Below are 19648 nucleotides of genomic sequence, written 5' to 3'. Positions count from 1 at the left end.
GATCCGGTACAGGAACCGCCGCGGGAACCGGCGTATGAAGGAGACATGCAGATGACGGACGCAGCCGACCCCTGGCTGATCGTGGGTCTGGGCAATCCGGGTCCTGATTACGCGGCCAACCGGCACAACGTCGGCTTCATGGTGGCCGACCTGCTCGCGGAGCGCATGCGGGCGAGGTTCAAGGCGCACAAGGCGCGTGCGCAGGTGGTCGAGGGCCGGATGGGCCCGCCGGGTCCGGCCAACCGGCGTGTGGTGCTGGCCAAGCCGCAGTCGTACATGAACCTGTCCGGTGGTCCGGTCACGGCGCTGCGCGACTTCTACAAGGTGCCGACGGCGCACATCGTGGCGATCCACGACGAGCTGGACATCGACTACGGGATGTTGCGCGTCAAGCTGGGCGGTGGCGACAACGGGCACAACGGTCTGAAGTCGATGACCAAGTCGATGGGGCCCGACTACCACCGGGTGCGTTTCGGGATCGGGCGGCCGCCGGGGCGTATGCAGGTGGCCGACTTCGTGCTGAAGGACTTCTCCTCGGCGGAGCGCAAGGAGCTGGGGTACTTCGTCGACCGGGCGGCGGACGCGGTGGAGTGTCTGGTCACCGAGGGTCTGGAACGCGCGCAGAGCACGTACAACTCCTGACATTCCGGCCGGATGCCTTGGCCGCAGGTTGACCGAGCGCGGTCACATGGCCAAGGATCCCGGTCCATGGCCTCGAAGCGGACCCAAGCCCTCCTGTACGCCCGACGTGCGGCGATGGCAGGCATCGCCCTGCTGCTGCTCGTCGCCGGCGTCCGTTCCTCCTGGGGCACGGCCCAGCACGTGATGCTCTCCAAGGGCCGGGAGCACGGGACGCTGACGGTCGCCTCGTGCGGCGGCGAGACGTGCACCGGCCCGTACACGCCCGAGGGCCGTACGGCCAACCATCCGCGCGTGACGATCGAGAAGTCGATCGCGGCGAAGAAGGGGGCGCGGCTCCCGGTCGTCCTCAAGCCGGGCACGACCGAGGCGGTACGCGCCGGAGCCCCCGGCATCCTCCACGCCTGGGCGCCGCTGGGCGGCGCGCTGCTGCTCGCGGCGCTCGTCGTCGCCGGGGGTCTGCGCACGACCCGCCTGGCCTGGGGCGCGGCCCTGGCGGGCGGGGCCCTGCTGGGGGCGGCGTTCCTGGCGCTGTGAGCCCTGGGAACACCCCGTGACACGAGTAGCGGACGCCCCGGCGCGGACCGGGCGCGGCACGCGAAAGGCCGCTGCCCCGCACCGGGAGGCGCGGGGCAGCGGGTCGAGACCGGGGGCCGGGGAAGGTCAGCCCGTGTTGCGCAGGCCAGCCGCGACACCGTTGACGGTGAGCAGCAGCGCCCTCGCGAGCAGCGGGTCCGGCTCCTCGCCGGCCTCGGCGGCCGCGCGCTGGCGGGCGAGCAGCGAGACCTGGAGGTAGGAGATCGGGTCCAGGTAGGCGTCGCGGATGGCGAACGTCTGCTGGAGCACCGGGTTGGAGCCGAGGAGCTGCTCCCCGCCCGTGATCCGCAGGACCTCCGCCACCGTGAGCTCGTGTTCGGCGCGGATCGTCTCGAAGACGTGCTTGAGGTTGTCCGGGACGAGCGTGTCGACGTAGTGCTGGGCGATGCGCAGATCGGTCTTCGCCAGCGTCATCTCGACGTTGGACAGGAAGTTCCGGAAGAAGTGCCACTGCTCGTGCATCTCGTCCAGGACCGTGTCCAGGCCCGCCTCGCGCAGCGCCTTCAGGCCCGATCCGACGCCGTACCAGCCCGGCACGATCTGCCGTGACTGGGTCCAGCCGAAGACCCACGGGATGGCGCGCAGGCCGTCGAGGCCGGCGCCGCTGTCCGGGCGGCGCGAGGGGCGCGAGCCCAGGTGCAGGTCGGCGAGCTGGTCGACGGGGGTGGCGGCGAAGAAGTACGCCGGCAGGTCCGGGTCCTCGACGAGCTCGCGGTAGGCGGTGTGCGCGGCCTCGGACACGGTGTCCATCGCCGCGTCCCAGCGCGCCAGCGCCTCGTCGGACTGGCGCGGCGAGGTGTGCAGCGCGGACGCCTGGAGGGTGGCGGCGACCGTCAGCTCCAGGTTCTCCCTGGCCAGGGACGGCACCAGGTACTTGTCGGAGATGACCTCGCCCTGCTCGGTCACCTTGATCTCGCCCTCCAGCGTGCCCCACGGCTGCGCGAGGATCGCGTCGTGCGAGGGGCCGCCGCCGCGGCCGACGGTGCCGCCGCGGCCGTGGAAGAGGCGCAGGCGTACGCCGTACCGGTGCGCGACGTCGCGCAGGCGGCGCTGGGCGCGGTGGATCTCCCACTGGCTGGTGGTGATGCCGCCGAACTTGGAGGAGTCGGAGTAGCCGAGCATGACCTCCTGCACGTCGCCGCGCAGCGACACGAGCCGCCGGTAGGAGGGGTCGGCCAGCATCTCGTCGAGGATGACGTCGGCCGCGCGCAGTTCGTCGGTGGTCTCCAGCAGCGGCACGATGCCGATCTTCGCCCAGCCCGCGTGCAGGTCGACCAGGCCGGCCTCGCGCGCGAGGACGGCGGCGGCGAAGACGTCGTCCGCGCCCTGGCACATCGAGATGATGTACGACTCGATGACCTCGGGCCCGAAGCGCTCCAGCGCCTCCTTGACGGTGGTGAACACGCCGAGGGTCTTGTGCCCGGCGGCGTCCAGCGGCGCGGGCGTGGGGGCCAGCGGCCGCCTGGAGCGCAGCTCCTTGGCGAGGAGCTTCTGCCGGTAGTCGCGCGGCATGTCGGCGTACCGCCAGGACTCCTCGCCGAGGCGGTCGAAGAGCTGCCCGAGGGCGTGGTGGTGGGCGTCGGCGTGCTCGCGCACGTCCAGGGTGGCGAGCTGGAGGCCGAACGCCGCGAGGGTGCGGATCGTACGGTCCATGCGGCCGTCGGCGAACAGGCCGCCGCGGTGCTCGCGCAGTGACGTCTGGATGAGCGTGAGGTCGGCGAGGAGCTCGCCGGTGCCGAGGTAGTCGACGCCGGGCTGGTGCGCGGTGCCGCTGGCGAGGCGCTCGCGGGTGTTGACGAGCTTCTGCCGGATGCAGGTGGCCTTGAGCCGGTAGGGCTCCTCGGCGTTCAGGCGCTTGTAGCGGGGGCTGATCGGCAGCCGCTCCAGGTCGGCCTGGAGGGAGGCCAGCAGCTCCTCGGTGGCGCCGGTGTAGCGGATGGAGTTCGACAGCTGCCCGCGCAGCTGGTCGACGAGCTCCAGGGCGTCGGTGATGCCGTGCTCGTGCTGGAGGATCAGTACGTCCCAGGTCACGGCGGGTGTGACGTTCGGGTTGCCGTCGCGGTCGCCGCCGATCCAGGTGCCGAAGGTGAGCGGCCGGGTGCCGGGGGGCAGCTTCACGCCGACGCGCTCCAGCTCGGCGGCGAGGTCCTCCAGGACGTCGCCGACCGCGCCGGCGTGCAGCTCGTCGAGGTAGTAGATGGCGTTGCGCGCCTCGTCGGCCGGTTCGGGGCGTACGACGCGCAGCTCGTCCGTCTGCCAGATGAGGTCGATCGATTCGGCCAGACGGAGGTCGTGGCGCCGCCGGTCGGAGGCGATCACGGGGGTTTCGAGGAGCTCGGCGATGCGCCGGAGCTTGTTCAGCACGGACCGGCGCGCGGCCTCGGTCGGGTGGGCCGTGAAGACGGGCCTGACGTTGAGGTTCTTGACCGTGTGGCGCAGGTGCTCGGGGTCGGCGTCCTTGAGCCTGTCCGCCGTACGGGCGAGAAGTCCGCCCTCCTCGGCACGCTTGGCGCGCATCTCACGGCCGCGGTGCACCTGCTCGGTGACGTTGGCAAGATGGAAATATGTGGAGAAGGCGCGCACCAGCCGGGCTGCGGTCTCCAGGTCGGTGTCTCCGAGCAGTTCGGCGGCGGCTTCGCCGTCGGTGCGCGTCAGGGCGCGCACCCGCTCGACCAGCTCGAGGAGTTCGGGGCCTTCCTGCCGTACGAGCGTCTCGCCCAGCAGATCGCCGAGACGGCGGATGTCGGCACGCAGCTCCGCGCTGGTGGTGGAGTTCTGGTCGGCACTGCTCACAGGTGCGGCTCCTTGCAGTGTTTGAGCACGTCTGGAGGGTATGTGGACCACGCTGTCCGACGACACCCAGGATATGCGGCGCGACCGAACCCTTTCCCGGCGGCCTCTTGCCGCCGGGCAAAGCGCTGCCATACTTACGATGCCGTAGGTTACGCACCCGTAGCCAAAGCTTTCACGGCCTGTGCTTCCGACACATCCCTCACCCCCCAGGGGAACCCATGACCACTCGTTCCGACGTGCTCGATGACGCCCGCGAGGCGGGCGAAGACACCTCGGCCCCCTCCGCGACCCGCGGCGGGGAGTCCAAGCGCTCCATCGAGCAGCTCGCGCTTCTCCTGTTCATCACCGTCCCCTTCCTGGCCCTGCTGGCCGCCGTGCCGCTGGCCTGGGGCTGGGGCGTGAGCTGGCTCGACCTGGGCCTGATGGTCTTCATGTACTACCTCGGGTGCCACGGCATCACGATCGGCTTCCACCGCTACTTCACCCACGGCTCCTTCAAGGCCAAGCGCCCGCTGCGCATCGCCCTGGCCGTCATGGGCTCGATGGCGGTGGAGGGGCCGCTGGTCCGCTGGGTCGCGGACCACCGCAAGCACCACAAGTTCTCGGACGCCGAAGGGGACCCCCACTCCCCCTGGCGGTTCGGGGAGACCCTGCCGGCCCTGATGAAGGGCCTGTGGTGGGCACACATCGCCTGGATGTTCGACGAGGAGCAGACCTCGCAGGAGAAGTACGCACCGGACCTGATCAAGGACCCGGCGCTCCGCCGCGTCTCCCGCGACTTCGTCTACTGGACGATCCTGTCGCTGGCCATCCCGCCGCTGGTCGGCGGCCTGGTGACGATGTCGTGGTGGGGCGCGTTCACGGCGTTCTTCTGGGGCTCGCTGGTGCGCGTGGCGCTGCTGCACCACGTGACGTGGTCGATCAACTCGATCTGCCACGCGGTGGGCAAGCGTCCCTTCAAGTCGCGTGACAAGTCCGGCAACGTCTGGTGGCTGGCCGTGCTGTCCTGCGGCGAGTCCTGGCACAACCTGCACCACGCCGACCCGACGTCGGCGCGGCACGGCGTGATGAGGGGGCAGATCGATTCGAGCGCCCGCCTGATCCGCTGGTTCGAGAAGGCCGGCTGGGCGTACGACGTCCGGTGGCCGAGCGCGGACCGGATCGACTCCCGGCGCAAGAGTGAGCCCTCCGAAGCGGCATGATGGGTGATGTGGCGATCGACGGCAGCAGTACGAACAGCGAGAAGAGCAGGCCCACTCCGAGCCGGCGGGCCCGCCGCGTCCGCATGACGGGCAAGGAACGCCGCGAACAGCTGCTGGACATCGGCCGCACCCTCTTCGCCGAGAAGGGTTTCGAGGGCACGTCGGTGGAGGAGATCGCCGCGAAGGCCGGTGTCTCCAAGCCGGTCGTGTACGAGCACTTCGGCGGCAAGGAGGGCCTGTACGCCGTCGTGGTGGACCGGGAGATGCGCCGCCTGCTCGACATGGTGACCGGGGCGCTGACCGCGGGCCACCCGCGTGAGCTGCTCGAACAGGCCGCGTTCGCCCTGCTGGACTACATCGAGACGTACACGGACGGATTCCGCATCCTGGTCCGTGACTCGCCGGTGGCCCAGTCCACGGGTACGTTCGCCTCGCTGATCAGCGACATCGCCACCCAGGTCGAGGACATCCTGGGCCTGGAGTTCAAGGCCCGCGGCTTCGACCCGAAGCTGGCCCCGCTGTACGCCCAGGCCCTGGTGGGCATGGTGGCGTTGACGGGCCAGTGGTGGCTGGACGTCCGCAAGCCGAAGAAGGCGGAGGTCGCGGCGCACCTGGTGAACCTGTGCTGGCACGGCCTGGAGAACCTGGAGGCCAAGCCGCGCCTGATAGGCCACAGGAAGAGCTGACCCCGGCGGGTCACCGGCCGGTGGCGAGTGCGTGGAGCAGCCCGTACGCCGTCTCCACCAGGCGGCATCTGTCGCCCCGGCGGGTCGCGAGGGCCGCGACGCCGGTCCCCGAGGCCGGATGGAAGCCGAGGAACGCCTGCTGGCCGAAGGTGGCTCCGGCGTGGAAGAGCAGTGGTCCGCGCGGCGCCGGGTGGTGGAACCAGGTCAGGGTGTGCGTCTCGCGGTGGCGCGGACCGTGGCGCAGCTGCGGGATCTGGACGTCGCTCAGGGCCCGGCGCAGCGGCGCCGCCCCGGGGCCGCGGTGCGCTTTGGGGCGGGCGTCGAGGAGTGCTTCGAGGTACGCGAGCAGGTCGGCCGGGGTGGAGCGGACGGCCCCGGCGGCCAGGAACGGGCCCATGCCGATGCCCGGTACGGGTGTGTGGCCGTCCCTGCGGTGCCCGACGGCGGTGGTCGCGGGGTCGCCGGGTCCCAGCGTCGTCCCGCCCAGCCCCAGGGGGCGCAGCACGTGGCGGGCGAGCAGTGTGCGGCAGTCGGCGCCGGCGGCGCGGGCCATGGCGGGGGCGAGCAGCGCGACGCCGAAGTTGGAGTAGTGCCAGCGGGTACCGGGGCGGTGGTGGGGCCGGGTGCGGGCGAAGGTGTGCAGGAGGCGTTCGGTGTCGTACGTGGCGTAGGCGTCGGTGTACGGGCGCAGCAGGGCGCTGGGGATCAGGTCACCGGGGATGCGGGGCAGTCCTGCGGTGTGGGTGGCGAGATGGCGCAGGGTGATGCGGCGTGAGGCGGGGTGGCGCAGCGGCAGGTCCGGCAGGTGGGCGGCGAGCGGGTCGTCGAGCCTGAGGACGCCGGTGCGGGCGAGAGCGGCGAGGAGCAGGACGGTGAAGGTCTTGCTCACCGAGCCGAGTTCGTAGCGCAGTGCGTGGCGCGGCACGGCCGGGGCGAGGGCGTGGCCGCCGCTGATCGTGGTCCGCCGGCCGTGGTGGGTGACGGCGAGCACGACGTCCGGGGCGTCGACGGCGGTGACCGCCTCGGCGAGGCGCAGCGCGAGCGCGGCGTCGGGTGTCGCGGCCGTCGCGAGGCGGCTGGTCACGTGGCGGACATCGCGCGGGAGGTGGCCATGGCGGAGGCGAACGCGGCGACCAGGGTGGGGTGGTGGACGACGTCGAACACGTCCGCCGCGTCTCCGTCCGGCAGGGCGCGCTGCAGCGGCATCGCGCCGCTCTCGGACTGGGCCGCGGCGTACCGCTCCCAGACCCGCGCGTCGAGGGCAGGGCGGGGCAGGCAGGTGTCGACGACGAGGAGTTCGCCGAGCAGGTCCCAGTGTTCGAGGTCGGCCCAGTCCTCGATCCAGGCGGGCAGGTACAGGGCGAGGTAGTCGGCGGTCTGCGGGGGGATGCGGCCGGGTTCCGCGCCCCAGTCGGTGAGGTGGAAGACGGTGTGGGTGATGTCGTACGCGATGTGGTACTGCACCGTCCACGGTTCGGGCAGCCGGCTCAGCCAGGTCAGGCGGGCGGCGTCGTCGAAGTCGCCGCTGGGCGGCAGGCCGATCCTGCGTTCGGCGCGCAGGACGCTGAGCCTTCGGTTGGGCACCATGTCGAGCGCCGGCCAGGTCAGGGTGCGGCGGCAGACCTCCACGGCGGACTCCAGGCCGGGGTGGCGAAAGCCCAGTTCGTGGAAGGTCGAGTAGATCTCCAGGGGTACCGGGGAGAAGGGCTCGTCGTGCTGGAGGGCGGCCAGTACGTTGCCGCCGTCCAGCAGCTCCCGCCAGGTGAAGTCCAGGAGCTGCCCGGCGCGGGCGTGCTGGCGCGAGCCGGCCACTCCTTCCCGGAAGAGCACCCGCATGTTGACCGCCAACTCGCCGATGGGTTTGAGCCGTTCGACGACGCCCCGGCCGGTGGCGCGGTCCTCGTCGGTCAGCCGGAACTGCTCGCGGTGGGCGTCGAGCCACATCAGGGCGCGGTCTCCGACGCCGTGCAGCAGCGCGGGCGGGGCGGTCGCGGTCGCGGCTGTCATGGGGCCACCTCGCTTTCGTGGACCTGGGCGCGCTGTCCGGCCCCGGTCGCGTCGAGGGCGACGCGGGTGAGGGTGCCGGCGAAGGCGGTCGCCAGGGTGGAGTGGTAGCAGGACGTGAAGGTGGCGGCGTGGTCGCCGCTGGAGGACCCCGCTCCCAGGTCGGGCACGCGGCCGTCGGACTCCTGCGCGGCGGCCAGCCGCTGCCAGGCCACGGTGTCGTACGGGGCGGCGGACACACAGGCGGTCACCGCGAGCAACTCGGCGGCGAGGTCCCACAGTTGCTCGTCCAGCCAGTTCTCCAGCCAGGCGGGGAGCCAGAGCCGCAGGTAGTCGGCGTACGCCGGGGGCAGCCGGCCGGGGGCGCGGCCCCAGTCGGTGAGGTGGAAGACGTCGTGGGTGAGGCCGTACGCCCCCTTGCGGTCCAGTGCCCACGGTTCGGACAGCATGCCGAGGTTGGTGCGTTCGAGGACGGTCGTGAAGTCGGCGTGCGGCGCCAGGCCGATCCTGCGTTCCGCGTTGAGCACGCCGAGCGTCCGGGTGTGGTCCTCGCGCGCCACCCGCCAGCCGCGCAGGGCGGTCGTCGCCGCCAGCAGCCGGTCGACGGCCGGGGCGCGCAGCCCGGCCTGGGCGAAGACTCCGTAGATCTCCACCGGGTACGTCGCGTGCGGCTCGCCCCGCACCAGTTCGGCGAACAGCTCCCCTTCGCGCGTCTCGTCCCACGCGAAGGCGAACAGGCCGCCCGCCGCCCGGCGCAGGTCGTCGCGGGGGTGCGAGGTGCTGATCAGGTACGTCAGTTCGGCCAGTTCGCCCAGGGGTTTGAGGGTGTGGTCGGGGTCGGCGTCCGTCGTGACGTCCGGGGGAAGCCGGAAGTCGTCGCGCACCGTGTCCAGCCACCCCAGGGCGCCGCCGACCAGGTGGTCGAGGAGCGACGCCGGGGCGGCCCGGTCGCCGCTCACCCGCCCCGTCCGTAGAACTGCCGTGCGGCCACGACGTGGAGCGCCACGCGGGGGTCGCCGTCGCTCATCTGCCGGACGAAGGCCAGTCCGGTGTCGAGGCCCAGCGTCGGCGGGACGTCGGGCAGCCGGGCCAGCCACCGCCCGAGGCCCGCCGCCTGGAGCCAGTCCCTGCGGCGTACGGCCCGGACGAACCCGCGGGCCAGGTCGTCGGTCCGGGCCGTCAGCCGGTCGGCCAGGTCCTGAGCGACGCCGGGGAGGGCGAGTGCGGCCAGTTGTGACACCCGATGGGAAAGCTTTGGCCAAGGATCGTCGGTCACCCAGGCGGAGGCGGCCCGCGGCGCCTGCGGGAAGCGGTCGGCGCCGCCGGGCAAGAAGGCGTGCGAGGCCTCGACGAGGCCCCGGTAGGTCCACACCGACACCGCCGAGGCGTCAGGGCCCGGCGGGTAGGCGGCCAGTGCTTCCCGGACGACCGCTTCGTCGTTCTCACCACCGGGTACTGCCCGGTGGTCCAGCGCGTAGGGTGCGAGCGCGTCGGCGCCCAGTACCCGGATCGCCGCCGATGCCATCGCGTCGCCCTGCCGCAGGAGGCGGGAGAGCGCGTAGGGGTCGCCCCCGCCCGCGAGGGCGAGGACGACTCCGTTCGCGGCATCGGCGACCACAGCGCTCAGCGGGACGGCGCCCGCTCCTTGAGCCTGTTCAGCCAACGCTTCCTCCTCAACGGGCCTTCGGGTCCGTCTTCGGGCGGGGGGTGGGCGGTGAGCCGAGAAGCAGGAGTGCGAGCAGGAGAGCGCCCTCGCACTCGCGGGTGTCCCGGAAGACGCCCTGTGGCTCCGCGGAGTCCAGCAGCCCCTCGACTTCAGCGCTCAGGGCTGCGGTCTCGACGTGGGAAGTGCGGTCCATGATCATGGGACCATCTCCTCGTTGTTGCGGCTGAATAACCAGCGTTGCATGGGCCCCATTTGGTTGCAAACGGTAGAAAACGGCGAGGTCGCGGCAGGAAAAACGGCACTGGTTGACGACACAACAGCTCACCCCTGACCCTCGGTCAGTTCAGACGGCCGCCGCCTTGCGGGCCACCGCGAAGACGCGCCGGAACGGGAACACGGTGCCGTACGGGCCCGCCGGGTACGCGGCGCGCAGCGCCTCGGCGTACTCGCCGACGAACGCCTCGCACGCCTGCGGATCGTCCGCCAGAGCCGTCAGAACCGGGCGGAGCGCGGTGCCCTTGACCCAGTCGAGCACGGGGTCCTCGCCGTGCAGGACCTGAAGGTACGTCGTCTCCCACACGTCGGCCTCGCAGCCGAGCGCGGCCAGCCGGGCGAGGTACTCCCCCGGTTCGAGCACGGCACCGCTCCGCTCGCCCGCCCCGCCCAGTTGGCCGCGCCAGCGCGGGGAGTCGCGCAGGGCGGCCAGGACGGTGTGGCTGGGGGCCGAGAAGTTGCCGGGGACCTGGAAGGCGAGGGTGCCGCCCGGGGTGAGGGCGTCCAGCCAGGCCGGGAAGAGGCCGGCGTGGCCCGGGACCCACTGGAGCAGGGCGTTCGAGACGATCAGGTCGTACGTCGCCTCCCCGGGCGCCCAGGTCTCCGCGTCGGCGTGGGCGAAGTCGAGCAGCGGACCCGCGTACCGCCGGGCACGTTCCAGCATCTGCGGCGAGTTGTCGAAACCGGTGACGTGCGCGGCGGGCCAGCGCTGCGCGAGGAGCGCGGTGACGTTGCCGGCGCCGCAGCCGAGGTCGGCGACGCGGGCGGGGGCGGGGGCGGCGACGCGGGCCAGGAGGTCCAGGAAGGGCCGGGTGCGGTGGCCCGAGTGCCGCAGGTACTGCCGGGGGTCCCAGATCGGTCGCTCACTCATGCACAGCAGCTTCACCCCGCACTATCTTGATGTCAAGACACTTGACACCAAGAGACTTCATGTCGACAGACCAACTACACTGATCGCCATGGAGGACGAGGTCGACCGACTGGTCGCTGCATGGCGCCGCGAGCGCCCCGACCTCGACGTGGAACCACTCGAGGTCCTCAGCCGTGTCTCCAGGCTAGCCCGCCACCTCGACCGCGCCCGCCGCATCGCCTTCTCCGAGCATCAGCTGGAGCCGTGGGAATTCGACGTACTGACGTCCCTGCGGCGCGCCGGCGACCCGTACCAGCTCTCGCCGGGCCAGCTGCTGACCCAGACCCTGGTCACCTCCGGCACCATGACCAACCGCATCGACCGGCTCGCCAAGAAGAGCCTCGTCGAGCGGCTGCCCGATCCGAGCGACCGGCGCGGGGTGCTCGTACGGCTCACGGCGGAGGGGCGCGACCGGGCCGACCAGGCGCTCGCCGGGCTGCTCGCGCAGGAGCGGGCGATCCTCAGCGAGCTGTCGCGGACGCAGCGGGGCGAACTGGCCGGGCTGCTACGCCAGTTGACCGCCCCGTTCGACAACATCCCGGGCTAGGTCGGCCGGGCCGACGCCCGCGCGGCGCGCGAGGGCGACGGCGGCGAGCGTGGAGTGCACGCCGAGCTTCCCCAGCACGTTCTGCATGTGCGTACGGACGGTGTGCGGGGACAGGAAGAGCCGCTCGGCCACGGCCTTGCGGCCCAGACCCGCCACCATGCACCGCAGCACCTCGCGCTCACGCGGCGTCAGCGACTGCACCAGCCGCTCGCTCTCGGTGCGGTGCTTGCGCGCGGCCGTCAGCTCCCGCAGCACCCCGGTCAGCAGGGCGGGCGGCAGGTGCGTCTCGTCGCGCAGTACGCCGCGGATGACGGCCAGCAGGCGTTGCAGCGAACAGTCCTTGGCCACCCAGCCGGCGGCCCCGGCCTGGAGGGCGAGGGCGGCCCGGCGCGGGTCGTCCTTCTCGGCCAGTACGACGGAACGGACGGCGAGCTGACCGGTCCGTACGCCCGCCACCAGCGCTATCCCGTCCACCAGGCCGCCCTCCCCCTCGCCCTGCTCCGGGACGGCGCGGGGCGGCTGCGCGGCCGAGGCGCCGAGGTCGGCGTCCACGAGCATCACGTCGAATCTGCGGCTCTCCGCCGCCGCCCGCTCCAGCGCGCGCAGGGCGGCCGGGCCACTGCCGGCCGCCGCCACCTCGACGTCGGGCTCGGCTGCGAGGGCCGCGGCGAGCGACTCGGCGAAGATGCGGTGATCGTCCACCACCAGTACCCGGATACGAGCCACAGACACCCCCATGCCGCGTAGGACCCGGTCGGTCCCCCCTGGACCCCCGGAGGGGCGGACGGTCCGCGGGTACGGCGCCCGGGGGGAGGGGCCGGTCTCCGTGGCACGGCCGCCGCCGTGACGCACTGACACTGCCCGCACCCCGGACGACGTACCCGACTGCCTCGCCCCCTGATCGAGCACCGGCCCCCACCGGCGCTCTGCTTCAGCGTACGGGCGAGCGCCGGGAGCGGAAGGTTATTCACAGAACTGATGGGCCGAGGTGTTTAAGGTGAGCCACATGTTTCGCATTGAGACAGAAGTCGACAAAGAACGACGCACTGTGTTGGGCGAACGGCTGGAGGAAACCAACGCGGGGCGCTCACCGACGATGGCCGCCCTGCGGGGCACCCCCGCCCAGGAAGAAGTTCCGCTCCAGGTCTGGGCGTGGGACGAGGCGAGCGGCGAACTCGTCGCGGGACTGGACGGTTTCACCTGGGGCCACTGGCTGCACGTGGGACTGCTGTGGGTGGCGGACGCGCACCGGGGGGCGGGGCTCGGGTCCCGGTTGCTGGAACGGGCCGAGTCGATGGCCCGGGCGGAACGGGGATGCGGGTACGCGCGCCTGGAGACGTGGGACTTCCAGGCACCGGACTTCTACCGGACGCTGGGGTACGAGGTCGTCGGCCGCGTCGACGACTACCCGCCGGGGGTGACGGAGTACATCCTGACGAAGCGGCTGGGCTGAGCCGGCGGGACTGCCCGCCACGCCAGGAGGAGCAGACCCCCCGGCGGGCTCATGCCAGGCGCAGGGCTCCTGGGGACGGGAGGGCGGGGAAGACGCGGGGCGGGGTGAGGCCCGTCGACTCGAACGCCGCCCCGACCGACTTCGTGACCGTGTCCGACGCCGCCGACTCCACCAGGACGATCGCCGAGCCGCCGAATCCGCCTCCCGTCATCCGCGCCCCCAGCGCCCCCGCCGCGTTCGCCGTCCGCACCACCAGGTCCAGCTCCGCGCACGAGACCCGCAGGTCGTCGCGGAGCGACGCGTGGCCCTCGGTCAGCAGCGGCCCGACCGCTCGCGGCGCGCCGTCGTCCAGGTGGGCGATCACCCGCTCCACGCGGTGGTTCTCGGTCACGACGTGGCGTACGTAGCGGCGTGTCCGCTCGTCGCCCAGTGACGCCAGCGCGTCGGCCAGCCCCGCGTACGGGACGTCGCGCAGGGCCCGCACGCCCAGCGCCCGCGCCCCGGCCTCGCACCCCTCCCGCCGCTCCGCGTACGCCCCGTCGCCCAGCGCGTGCTTGACGCGCGTGTCGACGACCAGGAGTTCCAGACCGTGGGCGGCCAGGTCGAACGGGACCTGGCGGCGCGTGAGGTCCCGCGTGTCCAGGTGCAGCGCGTGGCCCTGCGTGCAGCACGCCGACGCCGTCTGGTCCATGATCCCGCAGGGCACGCCGACGAACGCGTTCTCGGCCCGCTGCGCGGCGACCGCGAGACGGTCGCCGGAGAGTCGCAGGGCGTACAGGTCGTTCAGGGCCAGCGCCGTGACCACCTCCAGCGCGGCGGACGACGAGAGGCCCGCGCCCGTCGGCACGGTCGACGCCAGGTGGACGTCCGCGCCGCCGACCGGGTGGCCGGCCTCCCGCAGCGCCCACACCACACCGGCCGGGTACGCCGCCCAACCGCCGCCGCCGTCCGCCGGCGGCGCGAGGTCGTCGGCGCGCAGCTGGACGACGCCGCCGTCGACGTCCGCCGAGTGCAGCCGCAGTACGCCGTCGTCGCGGCGCCGGACCGCCGCGACCGCCGTGTGCGGCAGGGCGAGCGGCAGCACGAAGCCGTCGTTGAAGTCGGTGTACTCGCCGATGAGGTTGACCCGGCCGGGCGCCGCCCACACCCCGTCGGGCTCGGCCCCGTACAGCGCGGTGAACCGCTCCGCGACGGCGGCGGCGACTGCGTCTGTCATGCTTCCTGCTCCTCCCGGCGGGCGAAGGCCCACGCGTCCGCGACGATGCCCGCGAGATCCGCGCGGGACGGGTTCCAGCCGAGCTTCTCGCGCGCGGTCTGCGCCGAGGCGACCAGCACCGCGGGATCGCCGGCCCGGCGGGGCGCCGGGGTCTCGGGGACCGGGTGGCCGGTGACCTTCCGTACGGTCTCCACGACCTCGCGGACCGAGAAGCCGTTGCCGTTGCCGAGGTTGCAGATCAGGTGCTGTCCCGGCTCGGCCGCGTCCAGGGCCAGCAGGTGCGCCTCGGCCAGGTCGGCGACGTGGATGTAGTCGCGGACACAGGTGCCGTCCGGGGTCGGGTAGTCGTCGCCGTAGACCGCGATGGAAGCGCGGCGGCCCCGGGCCACCTGGAGGACGAGCGGGATGAGGTGGGACTCGGGGTCATGGCGCTCACCGTGGGCGCCGTACGCGCCGGCCACGTTGAAGTAGCGCAGCGAGACCGCCGCCAGGCCGTGGGCCGTGCTCTCGCCGCTGATCATGTGGTCGACGGCCAGCTTGGACGCGCCGTACGGGCTGGTGGGCGCGGTCGGCGCGGCCTCCGTGATGGGCGTGGAGAGCGGCTCGCCGTACGTCGCGGCCGTCGAGGAGAAGACCAGCTTGGCCACGCCCGCGTCGCGCATCGCGGCGAGCAGGGCCATCGTCCCGCCGACGTTGTTCGTCCAGTACTTCTCCGGGTCGGCGACGGACTCGCCGACCTGCGAGAACGCGGCGAAGTGCAGGACACCGTCGTACGACGCGTCCAGCCAGCGCGCGGCGTCCTGCACGCGGCCCTCGATGAAGGTGGCACCGGCCGGGACGCCCTCGCGGAAGCCGGTGGACAGGTCGTCGAGGACGGTCACCTCGTGACCGGCCTCCAGCAGATGGGCCGCCACCACGCTGCCGACATACCCCGCGCCACCCGTGACCAGATACTTGTGCTGACTCACTCGCTCGCTACCTCTCGCAGTCGCGCGGCCGCGGTCTCCGGCGGCACATCGTTGATGAACACATTCATGCCGGATTCGGAACCCGCGAGAAACTTCAGCTTTCCCGAAGTCCGTCGGACGGTGAAGAGCTCGAGGTGCAGGGCGAACTCGGGTGCGAAGTCCGACGGCCCGAACGGTGCCTGGTGCCAGGCGGAGATGTACGGCGTCGGCGGCTCACCTGGACCGAAGATCCGGTCGAACCTGCGCAACAGTTCCAGATAGACCTGTGGGAACTCTGTGCGCGCCGCGTCGCCGAGCTCCCGCAGGTCGCGGACGCGCCGCTTGGGGTAGAGGTGCACCTCGTACGGCCAGTGCGCGGCGTACGGCACGAAGGCCACCCAGTGCTCGCCCTCCAGGACCACCCGGGCGCCCTCGGCGCGCTCGCGGGCCACGACGTCGTCGAAGAGGTTGCGGCCGGTCCGCGCGAGGTGCGCGGCCACCGAGCGGAGCATCAGGTCCGTGCGCGGGGTGACGAAGGGGTAGGCGTAGATCTGGCCGTGCGGGTGGCCGAGGGTGACGCCGATCTCCGCGCCCCGGTTCTCGAAGCAGAACACCTGCCGGACCCCGGGCAGCCCGGCCAGCTCCGCCGTCCGGTCGGTCCACGCCTCCAGCACGAGGCCCGCCTGCTCCTCGGTGAGGTCGGCGAAGGAGGCGTCGTGGTCGGAGGTGAAGCAGACCACCTCGCAGCGCCCGGCGTCGCCGGCCAGCGAGGGGAAGCGGTTCTCGAAGACGGCCACGTCGTAGGAGGCGGCCGGGATCTCGCTGTGCCTCCCGTCGCGCGACGGGCACAGCGGGCACTCGTCGGCGGGCGGGTGGTAGGTGCGGGCCTGTCGGTGCGAGGCGACGGCGACGCGGTCGCCGAGGAGCGGGTCGCAACGGATCTGCGAGGTGGTGGCGACCGGGTCGAGCGGCCGCGGATCCACGGCGTCGCGCACGGCGTCGTCGCGGGAGTCGTAGTAGAGCAGCTCGCGACCGTCGGCCAGCCGCGTCGACGTCTTCTTCACCGGCAGGCTCCTCACCACCGCATCCAACATAACCGAACACAATCAACCATGACCCAACGGCAGCGTCAACGCCGATCAACAACGTGAGTGCCGACCAAAAGGTACAGATGCTACCCAATCGAGCATTTGCGAGTGAATGAGTGGCGGAACGCCGGACTACTCCGGCCCGCCAGCGCTACGGTCCACCGCGTGAAGGCAGACACGCTCCGGGCGGTCGAGCAGTGCCGGTACTTGACCGCTGCCCGAAGCGAAGCTGATCTCGCTTGGCTCGCCGAGCTGCCCGCGCAGGCAGGCCAGCAAATCCTCCAGCGCCTGGACCGGGTGTACGAGAACTTTTTCAACCCCCAGCTCACGGCCCGTTTCCCGGCATTCGAGAAGCGCAGTCACGGACTGTCGGTACCGCTGCCGGGACAAGCGGTCGAGGTGCGCAAAACCGGCCGCCACTGGGCCCCCGCAATCCGCAACGCCACAATCACGCGGAACGGCACCGGCTGGCACGTGATCGAGGCCCGAGCCCGCCGGACGGGCGGCTCGGTTACCAACAGCACGCGCAGGCGCCCATCGGCGTCGAGTCCCGCCACCCGGGCGGAGGCGGACGCGTGAAGCCCAGTCAGCGACCTACGGTAGCTGAGGGAATCTCCCGGGTTCAGCCGGGTGAGCTCGTCAAGTCCCGTACTCCTTCTGCATGTCATTGTTGCCAGGCTCGAAACACCTCGCCCACCAGCTACTCGCGGCTCAGAAGCACGCCAACCCATGCTGCCGCCAGGCTGGACAACCGCGCCCTCCCCTCCGAAGGGAGTGGTCAGTAACGGCGTCCGACCTGGTCTGGCTGAAGCTGCGGCCCCTGGCCCCGCCGACGGCCGGGCCGGCCGAGTAGGAAGTGCCCGCGGGCTCCTTGCCCGCGCGCTCCCCCCCGCATCGGGGGCGCCCGGGGACGGAGCTCGGCGCTCTCAGCGTTCCGGGGCCGCCCGGTCCAGCAGGCCCGTGCGGGCCGCGAGGGCCGCCGCCTCCAGGCGGGAGCCGACGCCGAGCTTCATCAGGACCCGCTGGACGTGCGTCCGCGCGGTACTCGGCGCGATGCCCATGCCGGCCGCGATCAGCCGGGTGTCCTCGCCGTCCGCGACCCGCATCAGGACCTCGACCTCGCGCGGCGTCAGCAGCCGCAGCAGCCGTCGGCCCTCGTCGTCGGGCTGCGCCGCCGGGTTCAGCAACTCGGCGAACGCGCCCTGGAGGAGCTGCGGCGCCGCAGCGGCCTCCCCGGCGCGTGCCTTCACCATCGCGCGCTCGACCCCCTCGATGCGCTCGTCGTGGCGTACGTACCCGGACGCCCCGGCGGCGAACGCGGCGGCGATGCCGCGCGGGCTGGGCACCGGGCCGAGCACGACGACGGCCACCTGCGGCCGTTCGCGCTTGATCCGGACGATCGGGTCGAACACCCCCTCGTCGGCGGGGGTCGCCGTACCGAAGAGGCAGACCTCCGGCGACCGGCTGACGACCAGTTCCGCCGCCCCCGAGGTCGGGGCGGCCGCCGCGAGCACCCGGTGCCCGCGCAGCTTGAGCGCCGAAGCGAGCGCCTCGGCGAGCAATCGGTGGTCGTCGACCACCATGAGCCGCACGCCCATAGCCAAACCCCCCATAAGCCCTGCCCGTGGAGCTGGCCCCCCGGCCCTCCTGACCCGGCAAGCTACACGCTTGTTCGAGGTTGCGCGCCCCTTACTGGTAAGAAGCCCCTCGGATTGTCGAATTCCACGCGATTCAGGACTACTTGCCGGGTCGGTATGAGAAAGGGACGGCCCCGGCAGTGGCGGGAAGCCACTGCCGGGGCCGGTGCGACCCGTGCGCCGGACGCGTCAGCGCGCGCCGAAGCCGATCGCGAGGTAGCGCTTGATCCCGGCGCGCTCCTGGCTCATCAGGCGCGTCGCCATGAACAGCCGCCCGTCGGCGTAACGGAACTCGGCGGAGTCCACGGTGAAGCTCGTCGCCACCTCGCGGACCGCCCGGTCGGCCGGGGCCTCGAGCAGCAGCGTCTGCTCCATGGAACCGCCGTTGACGCTCACCACCTGGCCGCCCTTGTCGTACGGCGGGTACTTGTACGCGATGACGTTGCCGCCGTCCATCCGGACCGGGTGCATCGTGTAGCGGTCGCCCGCGTCGGCCCGGTCGCTGGTGAGCTTGCCGGTCGCGAGGTCGAAGGAGACGATCTCGTTCGTGCGGCCGCCCTCGCTGCCGCCCTCGTGCTCCTCGGTCGGCACGTAGATCCGGCCGTTGCCGACGACGACCTTGGTGCACCCTTCGGTGTCCCGGCACCTCGGCGCGTACTTCTCGGCGTCGGCCGCGATCCTGGCGCGCAGCGTGCCGGTCTTCTCGTCGATCGAGAAGAAGTCGGACACGCCGCTGCCGTCGCCCGCGGTGTCACCGACGTCGGCGGCCGCGACCAGCGGCTTGGTGGAGACGATGCTCGCCTGGTCCACACCGCTGGGCATCTTGTACTTCGACAGCGGCGCCCCGGTCTTCGGGTTCAGGTACTCGATCGAGAGCTGCGGGGTGCTGACCGACCCGCAGCTGCGCACGGTGGCGAGCGCCTCGCCGCCGGCGTAGCCGACGTCGCGGCACTGCTCCGCGTTGGGCTTGGGCTGCCAGCGGACCTTGCCGGTGGCGACGTCGAAGGCCGCGCCGCCCCGGGTGCCGCCCACGCCGACCGCGTCGCCGCCGATGGTGATCTCACTGAAGATGATCTTGTCGTCGCCGTCCTTGACCGACTTCTGCCACAGCAGCTTGCCCGCGTCGATGTCGATGACGCCGACCTCGGTGCACGGCGAGTACGTCGCTCCCGAGGGCATCGGTCCCGCGAAGAGAACCGCGGTCTTGTTGTCCTTGGTGACGTGCGGCGAGGCCGCGCAGACCTCGCCGGGCAGCGGGACCGTCCACAGCTCCGTGCCCTTGTCCAGGTCACGGCCCACGACCTCGTTGAGGCCGCTCTTGACGTACGCCTTGTCGGTGATCCAGGAGCCGTGGACGCCGGCCACCGACTCGGTCACCTTCGGCGCGGGCAGCTGGAACAGCACCTTCGCGTTGGCGTCGGAGGGCTTCTCCTCCTTGCCCGCGCCGTCGGGGGCGGGCTTGGCGTCGCCGCCACCGCCTCCGCCGGTCGCTCCCGCGGAGGAGTTGCGGGCCGGGTCGTCCTTGCCGCCCTGGTCGTCGCCGGACGCGTACCAGACGCCGCCGCCGACGATCACCGCCACCGCGACGACCGCCGCGACGACGATGGCGGTGGTGCTGTTGAGCTTCTTCCCACCGCCGCCGCCCTGCGGAGGCATGCCCTGCGGGTAGCCGTACGGCGGCTGTTGCTGCTGCCCGTACGGGCCTGGCTGACCCGGGTAGCCGTAGCCGGGCTGCTGACCGGGCTGGGCGGGGTAGCCGTAGCCCGGCTGTTGGGGCGGCGGCCCCGGGGGCGTCTGCGGGTAGCCGTAGCCGGGCTGACCGGTGGGCGGGAGCGGGGTCGGAGCGCCGAAGCCGCCCGCGGGCGGGGGCGTCGGAGCGCCGAACCCGCCCTGCGGGGGCTCGTTCGGCGGCGGGGGCGGTGGCTGCGTCATGGCGTGCGTACCTCGGAAGATGGGGAGTCGAAGACGAGGGGGAAGACCCGGAACTCAG

20 protein-coding genes are annotated in these 19648 nt (G+C 72.3%); 7 read left to right on the top strand and 13 right to left on the bottom strand.

The features are described from left to right. The first annotated feature begins 51 nt into the window (after positions 1–51). Together pth and IE185_RS23880 are read left to right on the top strand one after the other, a co-directional pair. On the top strand, positions 52–642 hold the full coding sequence (gene pth / locus IE185_RS23885) for an aminoacyl-tRNA hydrolase (protein WP_189715963.1): 591 nt from the start codon (positions 52–54) through the stop codon (positions 640–642). 66 nt (positions 643–708) lie between these two features. Next, complete coding sequence (locus IE185_RS23880) at positions 709–1176, top strand: hypothetical protein (RefSeq protein WP_138896330.1); 468 nt, start codon at positions 709–711, stop codon at positions 1174–1176. Between the two features lie 126 nt (positions 1177–1302). On the opposite strand, the gene ppc is transcribed toward IE185_RS23880, so the two are convergent. Then, positions 1303–4029 carry a phosphoenolpyruvate carboxylase gene (gene ppc / locus IE185_RS23875; protein WP_138896331.1) on the bottom strand — a complete coding sequence of 909 codons (2727 nt, stop codon included), beginning with the start codon at positions 4027–4029 and terminating at the stop codon, positions 1303–1305. A 218-nt stretch (positions 4030–4247) separates the two neighbouring features. On the opposite strand from ppc, the gene IE185_RS23870 reads away from it, so the two are divergent. Both IE185_RS23870 and IE185_RS23865 read left to right on the top strand, forming a co-directional pair. After that, positions 4248–5231: an acyl-CoA desaturase gene (locus IE185_RS23870; RefSeq protein WP_189715961.1), complete on the top strand. Its 984-nt coding sequence runs from the start codon at positions 4248–4250 to the stop codon at positions 5229–5231. Beyond that, complete coding sequence (locus IE185_RS23865) at positions 5228–5917, top strand: TetR/AcrR family transcriptional regulator (protein ID WP_138896332.1); 690 nt, start codon at positions 5228–5230, stop codon at positions 5915–5917. The genes IE185_RS23870 and IE185_RS23865 overlap by 4 nt, the downstream gene beginning before the upstream one ends. A gap of 10 nt (positions 5918–5927) precedes the next feature. On the opposite strand, the gene IE185_RS23860 is transcribed toward IE185_RS23865, so the two are convergent. From IE185_RS23860 to IE185_RS23835, 6 genes are all read right to left on the bottom strand, one after another. Beyond that, positions 5928–7001, bottom strand: a complete 1074-nt coding sequence (locus IE185_RS23860; protein WP_189715959.1) for a serine hydrolase domain-containing protein — start codon at positions 6999–7001, stop codon at positions 5928–5930. Beyond that, on the bottom strand, positions 6998–7924 hold the full coding sequence (locus tag IE185_RS23855) for a DUF6895 family protein (protein ID WP_138898107.1): 927 nt from the start codon (positions 7922–7924) through the stop codon (positions 6998–7000). Before IE185_RS23855 ends, IE185_RS23860 begins: the two co-directional genes overlap by 4 nt. After that, a complete protein-coding gene (locus IE185_RS23850; protein ID WP_138898108.1) occupies positions 7921–8880 on the bottom strand; it encodes a DUF6895 family protein in 960 nt (319 codons plus the stop codon). Before IE185_RS23850 ends, IE185_RS23855 begins: the two co-directional genes overlap by 4 nt. Then, positions 8877–9584, bottom strand: a complete 708-nt coding sequence (locus IE185_RS23845) for a hypothetical protein (RefSeq protein WP_229843663.1) — start codon at positions 9582–9584, stop codon at positions 8877–8879. Before IE185_RS23845 ends, IE185_RS23850 begins: the two co-directional genes overlap by 4 nt. Before the next feature lie 10 nt (positions 9585–9594). Continuing rightward, positions 9595–9786: a hypothetical protein gene (locus tag IE185_RS23840; RefSeq protein WP_138898109.1), complete on the bottom strand. Its 192-nt coding sequence runs from the start codon at positions 9784–9786 to the stop codon at positions 9595–9597. A 144-nt stretch (positions 9787–9930) separates the two neighbouring features. Continuing rightward, positions 9931–10731, bottom strand: coding sequence for a trans-aconitate 2-methyltransferase (locus tag IE185_RS23835; RefSeq protein WP_138898110.1), 801 nt, complete (start codon positions 10729–10731; stop codon positions 9931–9933). Positions 10732–10819: 88 nt separating this feature from the next. Between IE185_RS23835 and IE185_RS23830 the strand changes: the two genes are divergently transcribed. Continuing rightward, entirely contained in the window at positions 10820–11317 is a 498-nt protein-coding gene (locus tag IE185_RS23830; RefSeq protein ID WP_138898111.1) for a MarR family winged helix-turn-helix transcriptional regulator, read from the top strand. Here the strand turns inward: IE185_RS23830 and IE185_RS23825 are convergent. Next, the gene (locus IE185_RS23825; protein WP_138898112.1) at positions 11276–12043 is read right to left on the bottom strand and encodes a helix-turn-helix transcriptional regulator; all 768 of its coding nucleotides are present in this window, start codon (positions 12041–12043) and stop codon (positions 11276–11278) included. The two genes, IE185_RS23830 and IE185_RS23825, sit on opposite strands and share 42 nt — an antisense overlap. 280 nt (positions 12044–12323) lie before the next feature. Between IE185_RS23825 and IE185_RS23820 the strand changes: the two genes are divergently transcribed. Beyond that, on the top strand, positions 12324–12770 hold the full coding sequence (locus IE185_RS23820) for a GNAT family N-acetyltransferase (protein ID WP_189715957.1): 447 nt from the start codon (positions 12324–12326) through the stop codon (positions 12768–12770). 49 nt (positions 12771–12819) lie between these two features. Here IE185_RS23820 and galK read toward each other — a convergent pair whose 3' ends face one another. From galK to galT, 3 genes are read right to left on the bottom strand one after another with little or no spacing between them, the layout of a single operon-like run. After that, positions 12820–13986, bottom strand: coding sequence for a galactokinase (gene galK, locus IE185_RS23815; protein ID WP_189715955.1), 1167 nt, complete (start codon positions 13984–13986; stop codon positions 12820–12822). Continuing rightward, positions 13983–14954 (bottom strand): UDP-glucose 4-epimerase GalE, encoded by a 972-nt coding sequence (gene galE / locus IE185_RS23810; RefSeq protein WP_138897865.1) that lies wholly within the window; start codon positions 14952–14954, stop codon positions 13983–13985. The genes galK and galE overlap by 4 nt, the downstream gene beginning before the upstream one ends. Continuing rightward, positions 14951–15997: a galactose-1-phosphate uridylyltransferase gene (gene galT / locus IE185_RS23805; RefSeq protein WP_138897864.1), complete on the bottom strand. Its 1047-nt coding sequence runs from the start codon at positions 15995–15997 to the stop codon at positions 14951–14953. The genes galE and galT overlap by 4 nt, the downstream gene beginning before the upstream one ends. 189 nt (positions 15998–16186) lie before the next feature. Between galT and IE185_RS23800 the strand changes: the two genes are divergently transcribed. Continuing rightward, positions 16187–16600 carry a hypothetical protein gene (locus IE185_RS23800; protein ID WP_138897863.1) on the top strand — a complete coding sequence of 138 codons (414 nt, stop codon included), beginning with the start codon at positions 16187–16189 and terminating at the stop codon, positions 16598–16600. Positions 16601–16947: 347 nt separating this feature from the next. Here IE185_RS23800 and IE185_RS23795 read toward each other — a convergent pair whose 3' ends face one another. Both IE185_RS23795 and IE185_RS23790 read right to left on the bottom strand, forming a co-directional pair. After that, the gene (locus tag IE185_RS23795) at positions 16948–17619 is read right to left on the bottom strand and encodes a helix-turn-helix domain-containing protein (RefSeq protein ID WP_138897862.1); all 672 of its coding nucleotides are present in this window, start codon (positions 17617–17619) and stop codon (positions 16948–16950) included. Between the two features lie 228 nt (positions 17620–17847). After that, positions 17848–19590: an outer membrane protein assembly factor BamB family protein gene (locus tag IE185_RS23790; protein WP_189715953.1), complete on the bottom strand. Its 1743-nt coding sequence runs from the start codon at positions 19588–19590 to the stop codon at positions 17848–17850. Positions 19591–19648 lie beyond the last annotated feature (58 nt).

Origin of the sequence: Streptomyces chryseus, from assembly GCF_014650755.1 — a bacterium.
Lineage (GTDB): Bacteria > Actinomycetota > Actinomycetes > Streptomycetales > Streptomycetaceae > Streptomyces > Streptomyces chryseus.
Note: the sequence above shows the minus strand (reverse complement) of the source record. Positions and strands in the feature narration are given on the sequence as shown.